Origin of the sequence: Rhodopseudomonas palustris (assembly GCF_003591005.1) — a bacterium.
GTDB classification, from domain to species: Bacteria; Pseudomonadota; Alphaproteobacteria; order Rhizobiales; family Xanthobacteraceae; genus Rhodopseudomonas; species Rhodopseudomonas palustris_K.
The window spans coordinates 40,691-60,548 of the sequence record NZ_QYYD01000012.1 but is presented as its reverse complement, the minus strand read 5'-3'; the positions used below and the strand labels follow the sequence as shown (position 1 = coordinate 60,548).

19 protein-coding genes are annotated in these 19,858 nt (G+C 65.4%); 14 read left to right on the top strand and 5 right to left on the bottom strand.

Annotated elements, in window-relative coordinates; all coding sequences use genetic code 11:
• Positions 1 to 41 precede the first annotated feature (41 nt).
• From cobT to D4Q52_RS13160, 3 genes are all read left to right on the top strand, one after another.
• Positions 42 to 1,097, top strand: a complete 1,056-nt coding sequence (cobT, locus tag D4Q52_RS13170; RefSeq protein ID WP_119857119.1) for a nicotinate-nucleotide--dimethylbenzimidazole phosphoribosyltransferase — start codon at positions 42 to 44, stop codon at positions 1,095 to 1,097.
• 18 nt (positions 1,098 to 1,115) lie between these two features.
• Positions 1,116 to 1,787: a 5,6-dimethylbenzimidazole synthase gene (bluB, locus tag D4Q52_RS13165; protein WP_119857025.1), complete on the top strand. Its 672-nt coding sequence runs from the start codon at positions 1,116 to 1,118 to the stop codon at positions 1,785 to 1,787.
• A 179-nt stretch (positions 1,788 to 1,966) separates the two neighbouring features.
• Positions 1,967 to 2,212 carry a hypothetical protein gene (locus tag D4Q52_RS13160; RefSeq protein WP_119857024.1) on the top strand — a complete coding sequence of 82 codons (246 nt, stop codon included), beginning with the start codon at positions 1,967 to 1,969 and terminating at the stop codon, positions 2,210 to 2,212.
• Positions 2,213 to 2,291: 79 nt separating this feature from the next.
• Here the strand turns inward: D4Q52_RS13160 and D4Q52_RS13155 are convergent, their stop codons facing one another.
• A complete protein-coding gene (locus tag D4Q52_RS13155) occupies positions 2,292 to 2,783 on the bottom strand; it encodes a hypothetical protein (protein WP_119857023.1) in 492 nt (163 codons plus the stop codon).
• Between the two features lie 92 nt (positions 2,784 to 2,875).
• Positions 2,876 to 3,085, bottom strand: a complete 210-nt coding sequence (locus D4Q52_RS13150) for an FmdB family zinc ribbon protein (protein WP_119857022.1) — start codon at positions 3,083 to 3,085, stop codon at positions 2,876 to 2,878.
• A gap of 94 nt (positions 3,086 to 3,179) precedes the next feature.
• Here D4Q52_RS13150 and cutA point away from each other — a divergent pair, with 94 nt between their 5' ends.
• On the top strand, positions 3,180 to 3,506 hold the full coding sequence (gene cutA / locus D4Q52_RS13145) for a divalent-cation tolerance protein CutA (protein WP_119857118.1): 327 nt from the start codon (positions 3,180 to 3,182) through the stop codon (positions 3,504 to 3,506).
• A gap of 4 nt (positions 3,507 to 3,510) precedes the next feature.
• Positions 3,511 to 4,485 carry a YheT family hydrolase gene (locus D4Q52_RS13140; RefSeq protein WP_119857021.1) on the top strand — a complete coding sequence of 325 codons (975 nt, stop codon included), beginning with the start codon at positions 3,511 to 3,513 and terminating at the stop codon, positions 4,483 to 4,485.
• Positions 4,486 to 4,695: 210 nt separating this feature from the next.
• On the opposite strand, the gene D4Q52_RS13135 is transcribed toward D4Q52_RS13140, so the two are convergent.
• From D4Q52_RS13135 to D4Q52_RS13125, 3 genes are all read right to left on the bottom strand, one after another.
• On the bottom strand, positions 4,696 to 5,913 hold the full coding sequence (locus tag D4Q52_RS13135; RefSeq protein ID WP_119857020.1) for an ABC transporter substrate-binding protein: 1,218 nt from the start codon (positions 5,911 to 5,913) through the stop codon (positions 4,696 to 4,698).
• 58 nt (positions 5,914 to 5,971) lie between these two features.
• Positions 5,972 to 6,949 (bottom strand): Bug family tripartite tricarboxylate transporter substrate binding protein, encoded by a 978-nt coding sequence (locus tag D4Q52_RS13130; RefSeq protein ID WP_119857019.1) that lies wholly within the window; start codon positions 6,947 to 6,949, stop codon positions 5,972 to 5,974.
• A 76-nt stretch (positions 6,950 to 7,025) separates the two neighbouring features.
• A complete protein-coding gene (locus tag D4Q52_RS13125) occupies positions 7,026 to 7,904 on the bottom strand; it encodes an IclR family transcriptional regulator (protein WP_119857018.1) in 879 nt (292 codons plus the stop codon).
• A 95-nt stretch (positions 7,905 to 7,999) separates the two neighbouring features.
• Between D4Q52_RS13125 and D4Q52_RS13120 the strand changes: the two genes are divergently transcribed.
• From D4Q52_RS13120 to D4Q52_RS13080, 9 genes are all read left to right on the top strand, one after another.
• Positions 8,000 to 8,248: a hypothetical protein gene (locus tag D4Q52_RS13120; RefSeq protein ID WP_425328485.1), complete on the top strand. Its 249-nt coding sequence runs from the start codon at positions 8,000 to 8,002 to the stop codon at positions 8,246 to 8,248.
• Between the two features lie 248 nt (positions 8,249 to 8,496).
• On the top strand, positions 8,497 to 9,810 hold the full coding sequence (fsrB, locus tag D4Q52_RS13115) for a siderophore utilization protein FsrB (RefSeq protein WP_119857016.1): 1,314 nt from the start codon (positions 8,497 to 8,499) through the stop codon (positions 9,808 to 9,810).
• A gap of 580 nt (positions 9,811 to 10,390) precedes the next feature.
• Complete coding sequence (locus D4Q52_RS13110; protein WP_182915308.1) at positions 10,391 to 13,513, top strand: ATP-binding protein; 3,123 nt, start codon at positions 10,391 to 10,393, stop codon at positions 13,511 to 13,513.
• A 70-nt stretch (positions 13,514 to 13,583) separates the two neighbouring features.
• The gene (locus D4Q52_RS13105) at positions 13,584 to 14,003 is read left to right on the top strand and encodes a hypothetical protein (RefSeq protein WP_119857014.1); all 420 of its coding nucleotides are present in this window, start codon (positions 13,584 to 13,586) and stop codon (positions 14,001 to 14,003) included.
• Between the two features lie 5 nt (positions 14,004 to 14,008).
• Positions 14,009 to 15,385, top strand: coding sequence for a hypothetical protein (locus D4Q52_RS13100; protein ID WP_147407792.1), 1,377 nt, complete (start codon positions 14,009 to 14,011; stop codon positions 15,383 to 15,385).
• Positions 15,386 to 15,902: 517 nt separating this feature from the next.
• On the top strand, positions 15,903 to 17,294 hold the full coding sequence (locus tag D4Q52_RS13095) for an amidohydrolase family protein (RefSeq protein WP_119857012.1): 1,392 nt from the start codon (positions 15,903 to 15,905) through the stop codon (positions 17,292 to 17,294).
• The gene (locus D4Q52_RS13090; RefSeq protein WP_119857011.1) at positions 17,287 to 18,027 is read left to right on the top strand and encodes an ABC transporter permease; all 741 of its coding nucleotides are present in this window, start codon (positions 17,287 to 17,289) and stop codon (positions 18,025 to 18,027) included. The genes D4Q52_RS13095 and D4Q52_RS13090 overlap by 8 nt, the downstream gene beginning before the upstream one ends.
• Positions 18,024 to 18,842: an ABC transporter ATP-binding protein gene (locus tag D4Q52_RS13085; RefSeq protein ID WP_182915307.1), complete on the top strand. Its 819-nt coding sequence runs from the start codon at positions 18,024 to 18,026 to the stop codon at positions 18,840 to 18,842. The genes D4Q52_RS13090 and D4Q52_RS13085 overlap by 4 nt, the downstream gene beginning before the upstream one ends.
• A gap of 37 nt (positions 18,843 to 18,879) precedes the next feature.
• Positions 18,880 to 19,851, top strand: a complete 972-nt coding sequence (locus D4Q52_RS13080; protein ID WP_119857009.1) for an ABC transporter substrate-binding protein — start codon at positions 18,880 to 18,882, stop codon at positions 19,849 to 19,851.
• Positions 19,852 to 19,858: the final 7 nt, after the last annotated feature.

The window sequence follows — 19,858 nt, the reverse complement described above, 5'->3', positions numbered from 1 at the left end:
TTCCGTCACTTGCGCAGGTTCACAGCCGATAGAGACCGATGATGCCGACAGACACGCTGGTTGCCTGGCAGCCACCGACGATTGCCCCGGTCGACCGCACACGCGAGGCTGAGCTGCGTGCCCGGATCGATGGCAAGGCCAAGCCGCCGGGCTCGCTCGGCCGCATCGAGGAACTGGCGATCGCGCTCGGCGCCATGAGCCATCCGGCGCAGACGCGCTGCGACAACGCCGTGCTGATGGTGTTCGCCGGCGATCATGGCCTGACCGCTGAAGGCGTGTCGCAATATCCCTCCGCCGTCACGGTAGCGATGGTGATGACCTACCTGGCCGGCAAGGCCTGCGCCAACGCGTTTGCGGCGGCCAGTCATGTCGACGTCCGGGTGATCGACGCCGGCGTCGCCGCCGAGCTGCCCAAGCATCCCGATCTGATCGACGCCAAGGTGCGGCGCGGCACCGGCAACGCCGCGCGCGAGCCGGCGATGACGGCGGACGAGGCGGCGCTGGCGCTGAACCGCGGTGCCGAGCTCGCGATCGCCGAGATTACGGCTGGGGCTGACGTGATCGCGCTCGGCGAAATGGGGATCGGCAACACCGCGTCGTCGTCGCTGCTGCTGCATCGGCTGGCGCCGGCGCCGCTCGACGCCTGCATCGGCGTCGGCGCCGGGCAGGACGCGCCCGGCATGGCGAAGAAGCGCGCCGCGCTCGAAAGGGCGGCAGCGCGCAGCAACGCCGCCGAGCCATTCGAGGTGCTGTGCGAATTCGGCGGGCTCGAGATCGCCATGATGGCCGGCGCCATCCTCGGCGCGGCATCGCAGCGGCGGCCGGTGATCATCGACGGCTTCATCGCCACCGCCGCGGCGCTGCTGGCGATGCGGCTGGCTCCCGCGGCGCGCGATTATTGCGTGTTCGCGCACCGCTCCGCCGAGCGCGGCCACGACCTTGCGCTGGCGGCGCTGCAGGCGCGGCCGCTGCTCGACCTCGATCTGCGGCTCGGCGAGGGCACCGGCGCAATCCTGGCGGTGCCGCTGCTGCGCGCCGCGGCGCGGCTGATCACCGACGTTGCCGATCTGTCCGACGTGCTGGCCGGCAAGCTGTAGGTCGTTCGGGAGAATGCGATGACCGAGCCCCGCAATAACGCGCCCCTCAACGCCGAGCCGCCGGTGTTCGACGCGGCGTTTCAGCAAAAATTCGCCGAGCTGATCGCGTGGCGGCGCGACGTCCGCCGCTTTCGGCCCGATGCCGTCGACCCGGCGCTGATCGAGCATCTGCTCGATCTCGCGCAGCTCGCGCCGTCGGTCGGCAACAGCCAGCCGTGGCGCTGGGTCAGCGTCGACAGCGCGGCGATGCGGGTGAAGATCCGCGAAAATTTTATCCGCTGCAACGAGAGCGCGGCGAGCGCCTATCAGGGCGAGCGCGCCGCGCAATACGCGCAGCTCAAGCTCGAAGGCATGGACGTCGCGCCGCGGCAATTCGCGCTGTTCTGCGATCGGGCCACGCCGCAGGGCCTTGGCGTTGGCCGCCAGACTATGCCGGAGGCGCTGGATTATTCAGTGGTCGCGATGATCGAAACGTTCTGGCTGGCCGCGCGGGCGCTCGGTCTCGGTGTCGGCTGGGTGTCGATCCTCGATCCAGAGGCGGCGACCGCCGCGCTCGAGGTGCCGGCGGAGTGGAAGTTCATCGCCTACCTGTGCGTCGGCTGGCCGGTCGAGGAGCATGTCGACCCTGAGCTGGTGCGGTTCAACTGGCAGAATCGGACGTCGGTCGGCCGTGGCGTATTGTACCGCTGAGCACCATCCCGCCAGGACCTGATAGTACGCGGACGTACCCCGCCCTGGGACGCTTTTAGCAGTTGTTAAGCAAGGCGCCGCCCTCGCGGCGCATCTGCGACACTGCGCGCTCCTTTTTGCAAGAAGTTGTCACAATTTGTCGGAATAGTCCGCCCCGTTCCGTCAACGGAGGACCGGACATGACCCTTTCCCGCATCCAGATCTTCAGCATCGCCACCCTCGCCGCAACGGCACTGTTGTCCGCGCCCGCACTGGCAAACAATCAAGGTCAGCAGCGCAATGCCAGCGAAGCCACGTCGACCGGTTGCACTTCGTACATGAAGGCGCCCGACGGGAGCTGGACCCCGATTCCCTGTAGCGAAGCCGGCAGCAGCGCCTCAGCCGCCCGCCGCAGCAATACACGGACGACAGAGAAGGCCGAGTAGCGCGCCGAGCCCACAACGCGCCCCCCCCTCCCGCTTGCGGGAGAGGGCTGGGGTGAGGGCGCCCCGAGCAATGCCCTCGCTAATCGCGGAGGCGAGTGCTCTCACCCGTCAGCTTCGGCGTCGGCCGGATCAGCAGCGGGAAGCCGGAGAAGAATGTATCCGAATCGATCAGCTCTGGAATACCGAGCCATTGCGACAGCGTGCGGGGTCCGCTGCGCACGCCGTCGTGCGAACCGTTGCGAGCCGGCGTAGCGGATTTGGCCGGAGCCGAGCGGGCCGTCGCGGTCTGAATTCGCGCCGCGGCTTGCGGTTCGGCCGCAGGAGGCGCCGCAGCGCCTGAGGCGGCGGTCGCACGCTGGGGCGCGGCCGGCGCGCTGCCCTCGGCGTGGCGGTTCAAAATAGCCTCAACCTTGAGGCCGGTGCCAAACGGCGCCTCGACGCGCAGCACAGTCCGGCCTTTCTGGTCCGCCGCCGGCGTCAGCTCGGCGTCTGCAAAGCCCTTGGCCTTCAGCTCGTCGAGGGCGGCCTGTGCGCGGCCAGAACTGTCGAATACGCGGGTGATCTGCGCCATGCGTCGCTGCCTTTGAAGAATGAGAGGTCAGCGGACCAAACGGCGACGGGCGCGGGTTCGTTCCTTGTGGCAACGCGCCACCGCGTCGCGGATCAGGCGCAGAGGTCCGTGCAGCGGCCGCAGCCGCCCGCGCCATCACACATCGGCACGTCCGGGCCTGCCTTGGCGGGCCTCGCGATCAGCGACAGCTGCTGGTCAAGATCGGTACTCTGGCACGACGGGCAGTTCGCGGTCTCGTTCGCGTAGAGCAGCGTTTCGAAGCGGTGCCCGCATTTGTTACAGACATAGCCGTAAATCGGCATGGCGGTCTCCGGGGCGGAACGGCGGATCGGCGTGCGTTAGCAATGACGAGGCCCACGCGCAATCCACCGGGCCTCAGCCAAAAGGAGCATGGGGATGGATCAGGCCGACGCCTGCGTGGTGATGGTCACGGCGCCCAGCAAGGATGAGGCGGAGCGTCTGGCAGTCGCAACGCTCGAAGCCCGGCTCGCCGCCTGTGTCCAGATCCAGGCCATCTGCAGCCATTATTGGTGGGACGGTAGAATTACCAGCGACGCCGAACAATTGCTGCTCTTCAAAACAGTGCCGGGGCATTTCGCAGCGCTGCGCGATTTGATTAGTTCCCTGCATTCCTACGATACGCCGGAGATTATCCAGCTGCCAGTGACGGCCGGGGCCGGCAAGTATCTCGGCTGGCTACGGCGCGAGGTGGCGGCGGTGTAGAGCGATGCACGAGCCTTTGTGCGCCTATCGCGCGCCGTGGTGGCTGCCCGGCGGCCATCTGCAAACGATCTGGCCGGCGCTGTTCGCGAAGCCGCGGCCGGCCGAAGCGCCGCGGCTCGCGCGCGAGCGCTGGCGCGCGCCGGACGGCGACTTCATCGACGTCGATCATCTCGCTGGCCCCGAAGCGGCGCCGTGGCTGGTGCTGTTTCATGGGCTGGAAGGCTCGTCGTCCAGCCGCTACGCGATCGCCTTCGCGCGCGCCGCACAGGCGCGCGGCTGGCGCTTCAGCATTCCGCATTTCCGCGGCTGCTCGGGCGAGCCCAATCTGGCGCCGCGCTCCTATCACTCCGGCGACTTCGAGGAGATCGGCTGGATGCTCGGCCGGCTGCGTGACCGCGCCGGTGCGCCGGTGCTCGCCGCCGGCGTCTCGCTCGGCGGCAACGCGCTGTTGCGCTGGACCGAGGAGGCCGGCGATAGCGCGGCGCAGACGGTGCGCGCGGTGGCATCGATCTCCGCACCGCTCGATCTACTCGCCGCCGGTGCTGCTATCGACGCCGGTCTCAACCGGCAGATCTATGTCCGCAACTTCCTGCGCACCATGAAGCCGCGTGCGCTGGCGAAATGGCGGCAGCATCCTGGTCTGTTCGATCGCGACCGGATGCTCGCGGCGACCACGCTGCGCGCCTTCGACGACGCCTTCACGGCGCCGCTGCACGGCTTCGCCGACGTCGACGATTACTGGACGCGGGCGTCGGCGAAGCCGCATCTGCACAGGATCCGCGTGCCGGCCTTGGTGCTGAACGCCCGCAACGATCCGTTCGTGCCGGGCGGCTCGCTGCCGGCGCCGCATCAGGTCGGGGATCACGTCGCGTTGGTGCAGCCCGATGATGGCGGCCACGTTGGTTTCGCGACGGGGCCGTTTCCGGGCGAGGTGCGGGCGATGCCGGAGGCGGTGTGTGCGTGGCTGGGCGCTGTGTAGTTGCCGGCGGAGCGATCCGGCACGGCGCACCTCTCCCGCTTGCGGGAGAGGTCGACGCGCGAAGCGCGGCGGGTGAGGGCACTCCTCTCCGCGAATCGCTGAGTCATCGGCTGGGGCGCCCTCACCCCAACCCTCTCCCGCAAGCGGGAGAGGGGGCGCGCTGCATGCGGGGAGGGGCTGCGCGTAGAAGCTAAGGTCGCGCCTTGCTTACTACTCCTTCGCCTGGTCGGTGATGATGTCGCCGTAGCGTTCCCATTTTTCGCCGTCGAATTTGGCCATTTGGAACTGCTTGTTGACGCGGTAGTCGGTCGGCGTGGTGGTGACGGTGATGCCGGGGAGCAGCATGTCGAGCGGGACGTTGGTGAGGTTGCTGGCCTGGCGCATCACGTTCTCGCGCGTCAGGTCGTCGCCGCATTGCTTCAGCACCTGCACCAGCAGCTGCGCGGTGATGTAGCCGTAGACGTTGAAGCTCGAATTGCGGTCGCCGTCCGGATAGTACTTGGCCATGAAGTCGAGATAGCGCTTGTTGCCTTCGTCGTTGGCCCATTGCGGATCGTCCGGCTCCTTGACGTAGCCGACGCTGATCACGCCCTTGGAGGCTTCGAGCCCGGCCGGCTTCAGTACCGCGCCGATCGAGCCAGCGTTAATGTCGATGATGTGGACCGGTTTCCAGCCGATCTCGTGCAGCTTCTTGATCGCCTGTGCGGCCTGTTTCGGCGTCGCGGCGCTGAACAACAAATCGGCGCCGGAGTCGCGGATCTTGAGGATCTGCGAGTCGATGGTCGGCTCGGATAGTTCGTAGGACGCTTCGGCGACGATCATCTTGGCGGCCTTGTCGCCAAGCCCGGCCTTGATGCCGGCGAGATAATCCTTGCCGAGGTCGTCGTTCTGCCACAGCACGCCGACTTTGGCGTTCGGATGCTGCTTGAGGATGAACTGGCCGTAGATCCGGCCCTCGACGAAGTAGCTCGGGTTGAAGCCCATCGTCCACGGGAAGTTCTTCGGGTCGGTGAAGCGCGCCGCGCCGGTGGCGGCGAACAGCTGCGGCACCTTCTTGGCGTTGAGATATTTCAGCACCGCGGCGTTCGGTGCCGTGCCGATGATCTGGAATGTCAGCAGCACCTCGTCGCCCTCGACCAGCTTGCGAACCTGCTCGACGGTCTTGGGCGGCGAGTAGGCGTCGTCGTACTGGATCAGGTTGACCTTGCGGCCGTTGACGCCGCCCTGCTCGTTGACCATCCGCATAAAGGCGGCCTGGGTCTTGGCGATCGACGAATAGGCCGAGGCCGGGCCGGACAGCGGCGCCGTCTGGCCGACCTTGATCTCGCTGTCGGTGGCGCCGGTATCGTATTTCTTCTGGGCGTGGGCAGCTGGGGCCGCGCAGGCGATGGCCATCGCGGCGGCGAGGCCGGCGATCAGTGTCCTCATGACGTTCCTCGTTGTGGGTTGTCGTTGTCGTCGCGTCGCGTCCGCACGGGCCGGGCGGCTATTGCTGTCCCTTGAGGCCGGCCTCCTCGATGACCTTGCTCCATTTGCTGGTTTCTTCGTCGATGAACGTGGCGAACTCGGCGCCGGGGCGCCCGCTGGCCTCGAGGCCCTGGTCGAGCAGCTTCTGCTTGACGGTGGGGTCCTGCAGGGCACGCAGTACGGTGTCCTGCAGCCTGGCGACGATCGGCGCCGGCGTCGCGGCGGGCGCCATGAAGCCGTACCAGCCGGCGGCGACGATCTGCGGAAAGCCCAGCTCGACCAGCGTCGGCGCGTCCGGATAGATCGTGCTGCGCTGGGCGGAGGCGACGCCGAGTACGCGGAAGTTTCCGGCCTGGATGTGCGGCAACGCCGAACTGATCGCCGTGAAGGTGGCGTCGACCCGGCCGGCGAGCAGTTCGGTGTAGGAGGCGGAGTCGCCGCGGAACGGAATGTTGAGGCCCTTGACGCCGGCGGTCCTGAACAGCAGCTCGGCGGCGAGATGCGGCTGCGAGCCCGGGCCCGGCGAGGCGAAGGTCAGGCCGTCCTTCTTGGCCTTGCCGTAGGCGATCAGCTCCGGCAGCGTCTTGTACTCGGACTTGGCGTTGATGATCAGGAAGATCGGCGCCGTCACCGCCATCGCGACCGGCGTCAGCTCCTTGCGGTCGTAGTTCAGCTTGCCGAACAGCGCTTCCGCGGTCGCGTAGGGCGCAGCCACGTAAAGAAAGGTGGAGCCGTCGGGCGCGGCCTTGGCCACCATCTCGTTTGCGATGCGGGTGCCGGCGCCGGGCTTGTTCTCGACGATGAACTGCTGCTTCAGCTCGCGCTCGAAGAACTCGTTGAAGATTCGCAGCGAGATGTCGTTGGCGCCGCCGGCGCCATACGGCGATATCATCCGCACCAGCCGCGTCGGCCATTCGACCTCGGCGAATGCCGGCCAAGTGGGCGCAGAGGCCAGCGCGGCCGCCGAGGCCAGCAGCGTGCGTCGGGTCAGGGGCATGTCGTCCTCCTTGTTGCTCCGGTCCGCTCGTTGGGCTGGCGGACCTGAAGGCGTGGTGTTGTCGTCGCCGCAGGGTTCAGCCGGCGGGTTCATCGGTTCGTGCGGGGATCACCGGCTCGGCCTCGCCGACCAGCGCGCGGATGCTGGCGGCGAGCGCGCGCAGCCGCGGGCCGATCTCGGCTTCGAGCTGGCCGGGTTGCAGCCGGAATTCAGGGATGCCGCAATTGATCGCGAAGGTGCGCTGCAGCGATCTGGCGCGGAACAGCGGCGCTGCGACCGCGTGGATCGCCGGCATGTAGTCGCCGAAACAGGTGCAGAAGCCGCGCTCGGCGCATTGCTGCAGGCCGGAGCGATACAGCTCGGCATAGCTCTCCCACATCGCCGGGTCGGCGGCGGCGAGCCGTGTCGCCAGGGCGGTGGCTTCGCGTTCCGGCAGCAACGCCGCGGCAGCGCGGCCCATCGCGGTACGCACCACCGGGATCGGCAGGCCGATATCCGGACTATGCGGGCCGACATCGCCGGAGCGCGCGGTCTCGACATAGATGATCGACGGCCCGTCGAGGAGGCCGATCGACACTGTGCCGCGAACGCTGACCGCGAGGTCCTGCATCAGCGGCCGAGCGAGCTGGCGGAACGGCATGTCGGCCAGAAGCGGCCGGACGATTCGTAGCGCGCGGGTGCCGAGGCCGTATTTCGAGATCGCGGCGTCGTAACGCAGGTAGCCCAGCTCGGCGAGGGTGTGGGTCAGCCGCGCCACTGTCGGGCGCGGAATGCCGGTGCGCACCGAGATCTGCATGTTGCCGAGCAGCGGCGCCGCCGCATCGAACGCCTCGAGCACAATCAGCCCCTTGGCGAGCGTCGTGGCGAACGCTGCGTCCCCGGCGCTGTCCGCCAGCACGGCGGCGGCGGAGAGCATCGGCGGGGCGAGTGGACGGGACGGAACGTCTTCGATCATGCACCCATTATGGAGCCGATCGCAGAGTTGTCCAATTATTATAGTTTCATCGTTCAAGACGTCCAACATGCGGACGCTGTCATGGACCAGGAACGATGGCACCATCGGCCGCGACGAGCGTTGTTCCGTCAATCAAAGCAGGCGGAGGACGAACGATGCCCGACGACATCAAAGGAGCCGACCTCGAACCGGATGATTTTCCGGTTCACGCCGAGAGCACCGAGCTCAAGACCCAGGACGGCGAAAAGATCGCCGAGGCGAAGAGCAAGAAGCTCGCCGAGGAGATCGCCCAACGGCTGAACGAGCAGGCCCAGCGCGAGGAAGAGGATCGCTGGTCGGCGTGATCGTTTGGGGAGTGTCGTGAAGGCCGAGGCACGATGTCGCATCGCTGCCCGCGTTCTCGTTAAAGCGCTGCATGGCGGCCGCAATTGATCAGTTTGAAACGATTCCAGGAGCGCGAGCCTGTACTCTCGGCTCCAACGCGGTAGAGCGGTCGGATCAAGTCTGACCAGCGACGGCGTGCCATGACAAAGTCTGCCCTTCTGTCGATCACCCCCGCCCACAAGGCGCGGTCCGCTGTGGGAAGCGCAGCATGAGGGCGGCGTTCGGGAGGCTGCATCGCTGGGCCGGGCTGCTCACGGCAGCCTTCCTGTTCTTTTCGGGCGTCACCGGCGCGGTGATCTCGTGGGATCACGAGCTCGACGAAACGCTGAATGCCAAGCTGTTCGACGTGGCGAGCTCCGGGCCGGCAATCCCGTCGACCGATCTCGCCAAACAGATCGAACAGCGCGATCCCCGCGCGCGCGTGATCTTCTTCCCGATGACGCCGGAGCCGGGCCATTCGCTGGCGTTCTTTGTGCAGCCGCGGATCGATCCGGCAACTGGCAAGCGCTACGCGCTCGATTACAACCAGATCTTCCTCGATCCGAACACGGGCACCGAGCTCGGCCGGCGCTACTGGGGAGCGGTGTGGCCGGTCACCAGCGAGAACTTCGTCTCGTTTCTGTACAAGCTGCACTACACCATGCACGTCCCGGAGTTCTGGGGCAGCGATCGGTGGGGTGCGCGGCTGCTCGGCATCATCGCCATCATCTGGACCATCGATTGCTTCGTCGGCTTCTATCTGACGCTGCCGGCCCGCAAGCTGCTGCGCGCCGGGCAGGCGCCGGCGGTGAAGCGGCAGCTCGGCAAGGGGTTCTGGGCGCGCTGGGCGCCGGCCTGGAAGATCAAGACCTCGGGCAGCGCCTACCGGATCAATTTCGATATCCACCGTGCCTTCAGCCTGTGGACCTGGGCGGTGCTGTTCGTGGTCGCCTTCACGGCGTTCTCGCTCAACCTGTACTTCGAGGTGTTCTCGCCGCTGATGAAGACGGTGTCGAACTACACGCCGACGCCCTACGAGCAGCGGCCGTACCGCAGCCTCGACGACCCGATCGAGCCGAAGATGAGCTTCGAGCAGATCGCCGAGCGCGCCAGCGCCGACGCCAAGGCGCGCGGCTTCACCGAGCCGCTTGGCTCGCTGTTCTACGGCCCGGCGCACGGCGTGTTCGCCGCTCAGTTCTTCAAGCCCGGCGAGGAGCATGGCGCGGCCGGCGTCGGGCCGGCGCAACTGTATTACGACAGCGAGGATGGCCGCCCGCTCGGCGAACGGCTGCCCTGGGTCGGCACCGCGGCGGACGTGTTCGTGCAGATGCAGCTGCCGCTGCATTCCGGCCGCATCCTCGGCCTGCCGGGCCGCATCCTGATCTCGGCGATGGGCCTCGTGGTCGCGGCGCTGTCGGTCACCGGTGTGGTGATCTGGGCCCGCAAACGCCGCGCGCGGCTTGCGGCGCGGCGTAGCGCGATAGACGGGCAGCCCCGCGGCGTGCCGCTGCCGCTGTCCGCGAGGACGGAGCGGGCCCGATAGATCAGCACCTTAAACGCCGCTCAACTGTTCTGGCGGCCTTTCCGAACGGACGTCTCCTGGCAATCAAGAGCCTACCGCTATCCCCGTCACCCGCCCCTTTGTTGCCATGCTGCTCGAACAAAATAATGGCGGAGTGGGGCGATGTAACCATCGTTAGCAGACGCGCCTCGCGCAGCAGTGTCTGCGGGTGATCCCCTGAAGAGCTCCATGCTTGCCAATGTCTCGGCAGGATCGACGTCCGATCGTGTCATTCGACCGGCATAGCGGCTTCGTCTCGAGCATGCTTGTTCATGTATGGTGAGCGAGCTTGTTGTACCGGGTGCTATTGTCTTGGACTACTGTCCAGTTGTTCGTTTCCTCTTCGCGAGTCTTCTGAGGCGACAACATGAAGCGCGAGTCCCGGCGGCGGAATGTCGAACTGGCCGTCCCGCGGGGAGCGCAACGATCCTGTGCGGCGTGTGGAAAGTCGCTGACAGTCAGAGCCCAATTTTGCTCAGCTTGCGGAGCGCCGGTTCGGCGCCAGAATGGGCCGCATGCGGCGCTCGGCTCGCACTCAGGACAAGACGGCGAAGCGGTCGCCTTGGCCGATATCAAGGACAATTCCTTGCTCGGCGGTGAGCGCAAGTGGATCACCGTCTTGTTCGCCGATATCAAAGGGTCAATGGGATTGATCGCCAATCGCGATCCAGAAGATGCTCAGCGAATCCTGGATCCCATTGTCGAACTGATGACGGCCGCGGTGAGAAGCTATAATGGGTTCGTTGCCAGTGTAATGGGCGATGGAATCATGGCGCTGTTCGGGGCACCCGTGGCGCAGGAAGACCACGCGATGCGTGCCAGCCACGCCGCCCTCGAAATGCAGGCAATGATCCGCAAATACGCGAGGTCGACGAGATCAAGCGGAAGGCGGGGTCTCTCAATCCGGATCGGGATAAATTCCGGGCAGATCGTCGTCCCGAAACAGCTGGGTGCCTATTCGGATATTGGCCTCGTCGGCCAGACCGTTCATATCGCGTCGCGCATGGAGCAGATGGCGCGGCCGGGAAGTGTACTTGCTACAATAGATACCATCAGACTGGCTGAAGGATACATCGAAACCAAGCCGCTTGGCTGGAGATCGGTCAGAGGCCTCGGGCAAACCATCGAGGTATTTGAGATCGTCAGCAAAACAACCGGCCGGACCCGGCTGCAAGCCGCGATCGGCCGAGGGTTGACGCGGTTCGTTGGCCGCGAGCGCGAGATGGAGGACCTGAAGGATGCGCTGAAGCACGCCAAGAGCGGCAGCGGTCAACTCCGTGCCGTTGTTGGCGAGCCTGGAATTGGAAAATCGCGCCTCGTCCACGAATTCATCCACGCCCCAGAACTGTCGGACTGCCTGCTTCTCGAAGCGAACGCCACTTCTTATGGGCGCGCGACGCCGTACTTTCCGCTGATCGAGATGCTGCGCAATTGCTACTTCAGAATCGGCTCCGGTGACCGGAAAAAGACGGTTCGAGACAAGGTCGCCGCCAGAATTGCAGGGCTCGGGCTGACATCAACACATGCGGAGGCGGCACTGCTCGACCTTCTTGATGTGCTTGACCGTCGGCATTCGTTCCGGTCAATCGAGCCGCTTCAACGTCGTCGATGTACCTACGAGGCGTGCGTCGAGCTCCTTCGCCTCGAAAGCGAACGGCAGCCGGTCGTTGCGGTGTTTGAGGATTTGCACTGGACCGATTCTCTGACACTCGACCTGCTCCACGAGGTCACCGATCGATTCTCGAGCTCGCGGATCCTGATCGTCGTCAGCCATCGCCCGGATTTTCGCGACGATCGGGAATTGGCCGACGATCATCAAAGATTGCGGCTCCGGCCGCTCGTGACTGAACCTTTGCAGGCACTCCTCGATGCTTTGCTTGGCACCGACCCGAGTATTGCTGCCCTTAAGGCCTCGTTGCTCGAACGTTCAGGAGGCAATCCTTTGTTTTCGGAGGAGATCGTGAGATCCCTCGTGGAAACGGGCGCGCTTCAGGGTCCTCAAGGTCGCTACCGGCTCGGCCGAGCGGTCGACTACACCGACGTGCCGCCCACCGTGCAAGCGGTTCTCGCTGCGCGCATCGATGAGCTTAGTCCCGATGCGAAGCTGCTATTGCAGCAGGCCGCGGTCATCGGCCAGAACGTTCCGATTGTCTTGTTGCAAGCAATCTCGGGCTTGCCCGGAAAGGAGCTGCGCCGCCTGCTGCGCGTGTTGGAGACGGCTGAGTTCCTGTTTCCGGCAGGTGCCGCCACGGGTGCCGAGTTTGCCTTCAAACACGCGCTCACCCACGACGTCGCGTACGAAGAGATGCGATTGGACCGGCGCCGCGAGATCCACGCCGAACTTTTGGTGATCATGCAGGCGCTTTACGCCGACCGCCTCGACGGAAAAGTCGAGCGTCTGGCCGACCATGCGTTTCACGGACAAATGTGGTCCCAGGCGGTCGACCTGCTCAGGCGGGCCGGCACGAAAGCGGCGGATCGGGAAGCCTACCGGGAAGCCGTGGCACTATTCGAGCGGGCGCTGGCGGCGGCGTCGCAGATGCCGGAAAGCAGAACGAGGCTCGAGACCGAAATCGATATCCGCTTCGACATACGCAATGCGCTTCAGCCGCTCGGCGACCGCCAGCGAATCGCAACCTACCTTCGCGAGGCCGAAGTGCTGTCGGAGCGACTTGGCGACGAGCATCGAATTGGCTGGGTTCAGTCCTATCTGACCGAGCAGTTCTGGATGCTTGGCAATTATGGACAGTCCATTGCCGCAGGCGAGCGCGCCCTTGACGTGGCTCGGCGCGCTGACGATCTGGCGCTGCAGATTGTGACCAACCTGCCATTGGGGCTCGCGCACCACACGCGCGGCGACTACAGGCGTGCGATCGAGTGCTTTGGATGGAACGTCGCGCAGTTGGCCGGAGAACGTGCCGCGCAACGGTTTGGCATGTTCGTTCTCCCGGCGTCGTTCGCGTGCTCGTTTATCGGGTGGGCGCAGGCCGAGCTCGGATGCTTCGATGAGGCGTCCGACAGTGCGTCGCGTGCCCTCGGCATAGCTGAGGCGGCGGCGCATCCGTTCAGCTGTGGCTATGCCCATCTCGGGCTCGGTGTCGTGGCTTTGCGCCAGGGATTTTTCGACCGTGCTATTGGGGCATTCGAGAGCGCACTCGCGGTCGGCGCTTTCGCCGACAGCCCGGTGGGCTTTGCCTTCGTCGCGCTGCATCTGGGCTACGCGCTGGGGCTCGGCCGCGATCTGACAAAAGGGACGGCGATGCTGGAGCGGAGCATTGAGGTTGCCGAGGCGAATGGCTTTGTCGCGCGGCACGCCCTGCGTCTCGCCTATGCGGGCGAATTATACCTATTGGCGGGACGTCACGCTGCCGGCGCGACCGCGGCGACGAGAGCCGTCGATTTGGCGAGACGCCACGGCGAGCAGGCCAATGAGGCTCACGGTCTGCGTGTGGTGGGGTTGGCCGATCTTGCCAGGGGACGCCCGGACGAGGCGGCGATCCATCTGCAGGATGCGATCCGGCTGGCCGAGCGATTGGAGATGCGCGCCCTGCGGGTCCAATGTCGTCTTGCGCTGGCCGATGTTCACGATCGGGTCGGACGCCGGGACGAGGCGGCAGCAGAACGGCGATCGGCTGCGCAAACCGCCGATACCTTGAAGATGCGGTTGTTGGGTCGCGACGGTTGAACCTCGGCCGGATGGTCGCACACCTACCAGAAGGACGTTCAACGAGACACCTTCGAGGGAGGGATACGCGATGGACAGTCGGCTTCTCGCTACGCTGCATGGCATGCGAACAAGTCCCGCCTATCAGTCTGCCGAGGCACTCCGGAGACGGCTCAAGGCCGGAGGGAAATCTTCGGCAGCTGCGGCAACCGACAGCGAAGCGTCCGAGGCGCTCGGTGCCATTCTGCTGCTGATCGGCACCTGGGAGACTATCGCGGTGCTATTGCAGGGCGCCGGCGACGCGAGCGAGTATTTTGCGCTTGCTCCAGTCTCCTACATGTGGGGCGAACTGGCGCCCGCGATCTACATTCTGCGGTCGTCAGATCCGCAATGTGCTCGACACTTCGAGCGCCTCGGCAAAGAGCATGCGGACTGGATCAGCAAGATGAAAGAGCAGGGTGAGTACCAAACCGGCGATTGCCATGGTTGCTTGCATGCGATGTTCGGATAGGCGAGATGACATCGGATCGAGAGCGTTTGTTCAGCGCCTGGCTGCTGCATCCGTATTTCGATCTCGAACCGACCCCGTTCGGCCCGCTTCACGCCAGATGCGTCGAGCACGGGTGGCGCGCTTTCGACGATCTGGAGCTGCCTAGGTTCACGCCTCAGCGGGCTCTGGCACCTGGCTTTCGCGTCCAGCTGGCGAGAACGACTGGACAGCGGTCTCCAGTGATCCGTCCGCACGACCTGCCCGCCAGGCTCAGATCGGAGCGTTGGGGCAAGCTGTGCGGAGCCATCGACGGCTGGAATGCACTTCTGCCCGAAAAACGCGTGCGACTGGCCTTTCTGCTTCATTCGCTCTGCTTTTATTCGCAACTGATCGATCTGGTCGACGGACGAGAGGACCACGGACTGGGTGCCGACCCGGTTGCGCTCGAGCTGGACCTCCTGTGCGCGTCGGCTCGTTACATTGCTGCCGTTCCAAAACAAATCTCCGACTACCACGACGCCGACCTGTCAAAACTCGAGCGGATCGCGGGTGACTCGAGAGCTGAGCCCCGTACCCGGTTCAATTCGACCGCGAAGGTCTTCGTTCACAAGGCAAAGACGAGGGCAGACACGTCTGAACTCGTCCGATGGGGAGCGCGGTTCGAAGCCTGCCTTGGACCGGCGGTTGCCGACATGGACGAGTTCTCGGCCAATCTTCACATCAGCCGGTTTTACCGCGGGATGGGCTTTCTTCCTCAACGGGCGGGCGACGCCGCGGCCGTCGCACGGGCGATGGGCCTCGCTGAAGACTACGCGTTCCGGATGCGGCCTGTGACGCCGGCCCAGCAGGTGTTGTTCAAGGAGAACCTGCACGCGCTGATGCAAAGCCGCGCCAAGGAAGCCGCATGGGCCGGCGATCTCGATCTGGCACTGACCCGAGCGCTGCAAGTCATCGAGTTCGATCCTTGCGATTCCATGGCCTGGTTGGAGCTCGGCCAGCTTCACCGTCGTCGCAAGAGTTGGCCGAAGGCGGCTGAGGCCTTTGCCGTTGCGGCGATGCTCGGCCCCCCGGCAGCCGCAGTGGGGCGCCACCTGGTGGGGGTCTGCCTGAGTAAAATCGGCCTCGATCTGCTCGCGGCCTTGTTCTTCAGGGACGCGCTCGAGGCGGATCCACTCGGCATCTCGCCCCGTCGAGCAATCGAAAATCTACCGGATGCGCCTGTTCTCGTCGCCTTGAAAGAATGGCTCGGCAGCCAAGGCGCAGGCCCGGTCGACGGTGACTCGGCAGGCGGCATGGACATCGGCCGAGCGTCCGTTGCTGCAAAAGCGCGCGGTGCGCCGAAACCTTCTGCATCTGCCGGGCTTGGGGCCGATGGCGGTTGTGATTTCGCTCCCCCTGGATAGCCAAGAACCTGACGGATAGCTCCGCGCAAGGCGACCAGATGCGCCGGCGCGCAGCCGACGCCAGCCGCATCCCCTCCAAGGTTCTACCAGCTGGCCCCTGAAGCGAACGTCATGCTCGCCGGCGTGCTGGCAGCTTGATCTGTCGGTCCCGCGCGGCGGCCGGCAGGCTATCCCGCGCAAGTCGGCGCGAGCGGAGGCTGCATGGTCGCGGACATGTCCATGCGCGATCTTGCGGTGCAGCACGAGCTTTGGGCAGGCGCTGAACTGATTGTTAGCAATACGATCAGCAACTGTGCATCGCGCACGAAATCATGAACAGGATTCATGGAAGGAATTACTGTCATGAATTTGACTTAGATCAACAAGCCGGCCATTTTTTCGCAATGAGCGACGCAAACTCGAGCCGGTGCGCGATTAACTACGTGATGCTATCCGGCCTCGGGTTATCCGAGGTGCTGGTTGAAGCCACGCGGGCGCGCACGGTGCTGCGTTTGTCGCAGTTGCGGCGAGATAGCAAGTGACGCGCACCGCCATCCAGCACGGTCTGGTGCTTACCATGGACGGCGCCGGCCGCATCATCCAGGATGGTCTGGTGGTGATCGAAGGCCGTGACATCGTCGCGGTCGGCCCGTTTGACGCCGCGCTTGCCGCGACGTGCGACGCCGTGATCGACGCCACCGGCCGGATTGTGCTGCCGGGCCTGATCAATTCGCACACCCATCTGTGCATGACATTCGGCCGCACCATCGGCCCGGAGCGGCGCCTGCTCGAATGGCTCGATCTCATCATGCCGATCATGGCGGCGATGGACGAGGACGCGCTGTACGCGGCAGAATTGCTCGGCTGTGTCGAGAACATCAAAAACGGCAATACCAGCCTGGTCGAAAACATCTTCATGCCGCCGCAGGCCGGCTCGGACATCGAGGATGCGGCGTTTCGCGCGCTGCGCGACAGCGGAATTCGCGGCACCGTGGCCCGTGCCACCGAAGCCCGCGCATTCGCTCCGCGCTTCTGCGAGACCTCGGCCGAGCAGGCGTCACGCGTGGCGCGGCTCGCCGGCCGTTGGCACGGCGCGGAGAGCGGCCGGTTGCGGCTGTCGATCGGGCCGTTGCTGCCGTGGGTGCTGGATGAGGCGGGATTTCGCATCACGCGCCGCATCGCCCGGGACAATGGTCTCGCGCTGCATATGCATGTCGCCGAGTCGCCGGAGTTCAACCGCATGATCGCGCAGCATTTCGGTCGCGATATCCGCCAGGTCGAATTGCTCGAGGAAGTGGGCTGCCTTGGACCGGACGTGCAGGCGATCGCGTGTTCGGACGTTTCGCCGCACGAGATCGAGCTGCTGGCCGCGAGCGGCACCGCCGTCCTGTTCGATCCGCCGACGCGGCTGTTCTGGGGCACCGGATTTCCGCCGATCCGCGAATTCATCACCGCCGGAATCACCTGCGGACTTGCCACCAACGGGGCCGCGGCGAATTGCGGGCAGGATGTGTTCGAGAGCATGAAATACGCCTGTGCTACCGCCAAGACCGCGGCCAACGATCCGGAAGCGCTGACTGCGGCGCGGGCGCTGCAGATGGCGACGGTGGAAGGTGCACGCGCGATCGGGCAACCGGATACCGGGTCGATCGAGATCGGCAAGCGTGCCGATCTGATCACCATCGAGGCGCGGCAACCGCATCTGTCGCCGCTGTTCGATCCGCAGAAGGCCCTTGTCTATAGCGCGCGCGGCGCCGATGTCCGCGACGCCGTGATCGATGGCCGGCTGGTGATGCGGGATCGCAAGGTGCTGACCGTCGACGAGGACGCGCTGCTCGCCGAAGTCGACCAGGTCGCACGCCGCTGCGCCGCCCGCGCCGGGATCGCTCTTCCTGAACTGCGGATCACTCGGGAGTCCGACCATGCTTAAGGTGTTTTCCTTCGTGGCGGCGGGGATCGTCTGGGGATTGCTGTCGCTCACGCTGCCGCCCGAGATCTTCCCCGGCCCGATCGAGACCGCGCAGGTGCTGTGGGGCGAAATCGCCGGCGGCCGGGTCGAGACCGATGTGGCGATGACCATGCTGCGCGTTGTCGGCGGCCTGATTCTGGCGCTGCTGCTCGGCGTGCCGATCGGCGTGCTGATGGGGCTGAACCGCCGCGCCGAGGCCGTGCTCGACGTCTGGGTGATGATCGGGCTGACGGTGCCCAGCCTGTGCTATGCCATCATGGCGTTCATGTGGTTCGGGCTCAACGAGGGCGCCGCGATCCTCGCCATCGCCGTGACGGCAGCGCCGTCGATCACCATCAACATCTGGGAGGGCGTCAAGAACGTCGATACCAAGCTGGTGGCGATGGCGCGGGTGTTCGAAGCCTCGAGGCCCGACATCGTCCGCCGCGTGCTGCTGCCGCAGATCTTTCCCTATGTGATGGCCTCGGCGCGGTTCGGCCTCGGCATCATCTGGAAGATCACCGTGCTGGTCGAGCTGATCGGCCGGCCGAACGGCGTCGGGTTCAAGCTGTTCTACTGGTACCAGCTTGCCGATATGCGACAAGTGCTCGCCTGGACGCTGCTGTTCACCATCATCATGCTCATGATCGAGCTGTTGATCCTGAAACCGATCGAACGTCGCATCTTCGCATGGCGCCCGCAGGTAGCAGTATGAATCCAGCCATCAAGGTCGCCTCGCTCCGCAAGACCTTCAAGGATCGCGACGGCAATTCGCGCACCGTGCTGAAGAATCTCGATCTCGAGGTCGGCTCGGGCGAATTCCTCTGCATCCTCGGCCCGTCCGGCTGCGGCAAGTCGACCCTGCTCAACGTGCTGGCCGGGCTCGACAAGGTGTACGAGGGCGAGGCCCGCGTCAGCGGCGGCCGCGTCGGCTATCTGTTTCAGGAGCCGCGGCTGCTGCCGTGGCTGACCGCCGAAGGCAATCTCGATTTCGCGCTGTCGAGCTGCAAGGTGCCGCCCGGGCGCTGGCAGGAGCTGAAGTCGCGCTATCTGGCGATGACCGGGCTGTCGGATTTTCGCGACTACTATCCGCACCAGATTTCCGGCGGCATGGCGCAGCGATTGGCGCTGGTCCGCGCGCTCTGCGTCGAGCCCGGCATCCTGCTGATGGACGAGCCGTTCTCGGGCCTCGACGAGATCACCGCGCGGCGCATCCGCACCGATCTGCTGACGATCTGGGAAGAGACCCGCAAGACCATCGTGTTCGTCACTCACAACGCCTACGAGGCCTGTTTCCTGGCCGATCGCATCCTGGTGATGTCGGGCGGCGCGTTCCAGCAGGAGATCCGCGTGCCGATCCCGCGGCCGCGCAGCTACGACGATTCCGCGGTGTTCGAGCTCAGCCGCGACGTGATCCGGGCGTTCGGCGACGGTTTTGGCCGTGACGCCAGCGCGCCGCCGGCGCCAGCGCCGCAAGCCAAGCTGGTCGACGATCTCGACCGTGTTACTGCCGCCCGCATGAATCTCTGAACCGTCGACACCTTCAACCGCGACCCATGGAGCCCGTATGCTAGTCCGACTTGGTGTTATCGCCGCCGTCATGCTGGCGACGGCCAGTGCCGCCACCGCGCAGGTCAAGGTGCGGATCGGCGATCTTGCGCAATCGCTCAACGAGATCGGCTCGCGCGCGATGATCGATCAGGGAATCGACAAGAAATACGGGCTCGCCGCCGAATATCGCGCCTATCCGACGCTGGACGGGCTGTTCACCGCGATCCGCGGTAAGGATGTCGACGTCGGTTTCGGCGGCTGGACCGCGATCGCGCAATTCCGCGGCAAGGGCATGCCGGTCACCATGATCTTCCCGGTCGGCCGCGGCGTCACCGTCGACGTCATCGTGCCGACGGCGTCGCCGATCAAGAGCATCGCCGACCTCAAGGGCAAGAAGGTCGGCTCGTTCGCCGGCGCGGCCGGCACCGCCACCGTGCTGTTCCGGGTGATCGCCTCCAAGTTCCACAATTTCGATCCGGGCAAGACCGGCGATCTGCAGTTCGCCGGTCCCGGCCTGTTGCCGGCGCTGCTCGACAAGGGCGAGATCGACGCCGCCGTGATGTTCGATCCGCTCGCTGCCAAGCTCGAAGCCTCCGGCAAATATCGGTCGATCGGCAATCTGGCCGACGCCTACAAGGCCGGCACCGGAGACGACTTCCTGTGGATCGGCTACTCGACCAACGACGATTTCATCAAGTCGAATCCGGAAGCGCTGACCAACTTCACCAAGGCGTGGCTGGAAGCGCTCGACTACGTCAAGACGCACCCCGAGGTGTTCGAGGCCTACGGCAAGAAATACGGGCTCGACGAGGCCGCCGTGAAGCTGCTGCGCGAGCGCGTGCTGGCGGACTACACCACCAAGTGGGACGACGCGACGATCGCCACGCTGCGGCGCTTTGCCAGCATGGCGAACGAGGTGATGGGCGGCGGCTATCTGGACACCGTGCCGGCCGAGGCGTTCTCGACCAAATTCGATCCGCGCAAGTAACAGCGCA

Excerpts from the sequence above, each read along its gene's own strand:
- cobT (WP_119857119.1), top strand. The coding sequence starts at position 42 with ATGCCGACAGACACGCTGGTTGCCTGGCAGCCACCGACGATTGCCCCG.
- bluB (WP_119857025.1), top strand. The coding sequence starts at position 1,116 with ATGACCGAGCCCCGCAATAACGCGCCCCTCAACGCCGAGCCGCCGGTG.
- D4Q52_RS13160 (WP_119857024.1), top strand. The coding sequence starts at position 1,967 with ATGACCCTTTCCCGCATCCAGATCTTCAGCATCGCCACCCTCGCCGCA.
- D4Q52_RS13155 (WP_119857023.1), bottom strand. The coding sequence starts at position 2,783 with ATGGCGCAGATCACCCGCGTATTCGACAGTTCTGGCCGCGCACAGGCC.
- D4Q52_RS13150 (WP_119857022.1), bottom strand. The coding sequence starts at position 3,085 with ATGCCGATTTACGGCTATGTCTGTAACAAATGCGGGCACCGCTTCGAA.
- cutA (WP_119857118.1), top strand. The coding sequence starts at position 3,180 with ATGGATCAGGCCGACGCCTGCGTGGTGATGGTCACGGCGCCCAGCAAG.
- D4Q52_RS13140 (WP_119857021.1), top strand. The coding sequence starts at position 3,511 with ATGCACGAGCCTTTGTGCGCCTATCGCGCGCCGTGGTGGCTGCCCGGC.
- D4Q52_RS13135 (WP_119857020.1), bottom strand. The coding sequence starts at position 5,913 with ATGAGGACACTGATCGCCGGCCTCGCCGCCGCGATGGCCATCGCCTGC.
- D4Q52_RS13130 (WP_119857019.1), bottom strand. The coding sequence starts at position 6,949 with ATGCCCCTGACCCGACGCACGCTGCTGGCCTCGGCGGCCGCGCTGGCC.
- D4Q52_RS13125 (WP_119857018.1), bottom strand. The coding sequence starts at position 7,904 with ATGATCGAAGACGTTCCGTCCCGTCCACTCGCCCCGCCGATGCTCTCC.
- D4Q52_RS13120 (WP_425328485.1), top strand. The coding sequence starts at position 8,000 with ATGGCACCATCGGCCGCGACGAGCGTTGTTCCGTCAATCAAAGCAGGC.
- fsrB (WP_119857016.1), top strand. The coding sequence starts at position 8,497 with ATGAGGGCGGCGTTCGGGAGGCTGCATCGCTGGGCCGGGCTGCTCACG.
- D4Q52_RS13105 (WP_119857014.1), top strand. The coding sequence starts at position 13,584 with ATGGACAGTCGGCTTCTCGCTACGCTGCATGGCATGCGAACAAGTCCC.
- D4Q52_RS13100 (WP_147407792.1), top strand. The coding sequence starts at position 14,009 with ATGACATCGGATCGAGAGCGTTTGTTCAGCGCCTGGCTGCTGCATCCG.
- D4Q52_RS13090 (WP_119857011.1), top strand. The coding sequence starts at position 17,287 with ATGCTTAAGGTGTTTTCCTTCGTGGCGGCGGGGATCGTCTGGGGATTG.
- D4Q52_RS13085 (WP_182915307.1), top strand. The coding sequence starts at position 18,024 with ATGAATCCAGCCATCAAGGTCGCCTCGCTCCGCAAGACCTTCAAGGAT.
- D4Q52_RS13080 (WP_119857009.1), top strand. The coding sequence starts at position 18,880 with ATGCTAGTCCGACTTGGTGTTATCGCCGCCGTCATGCTGGCGACGGCC.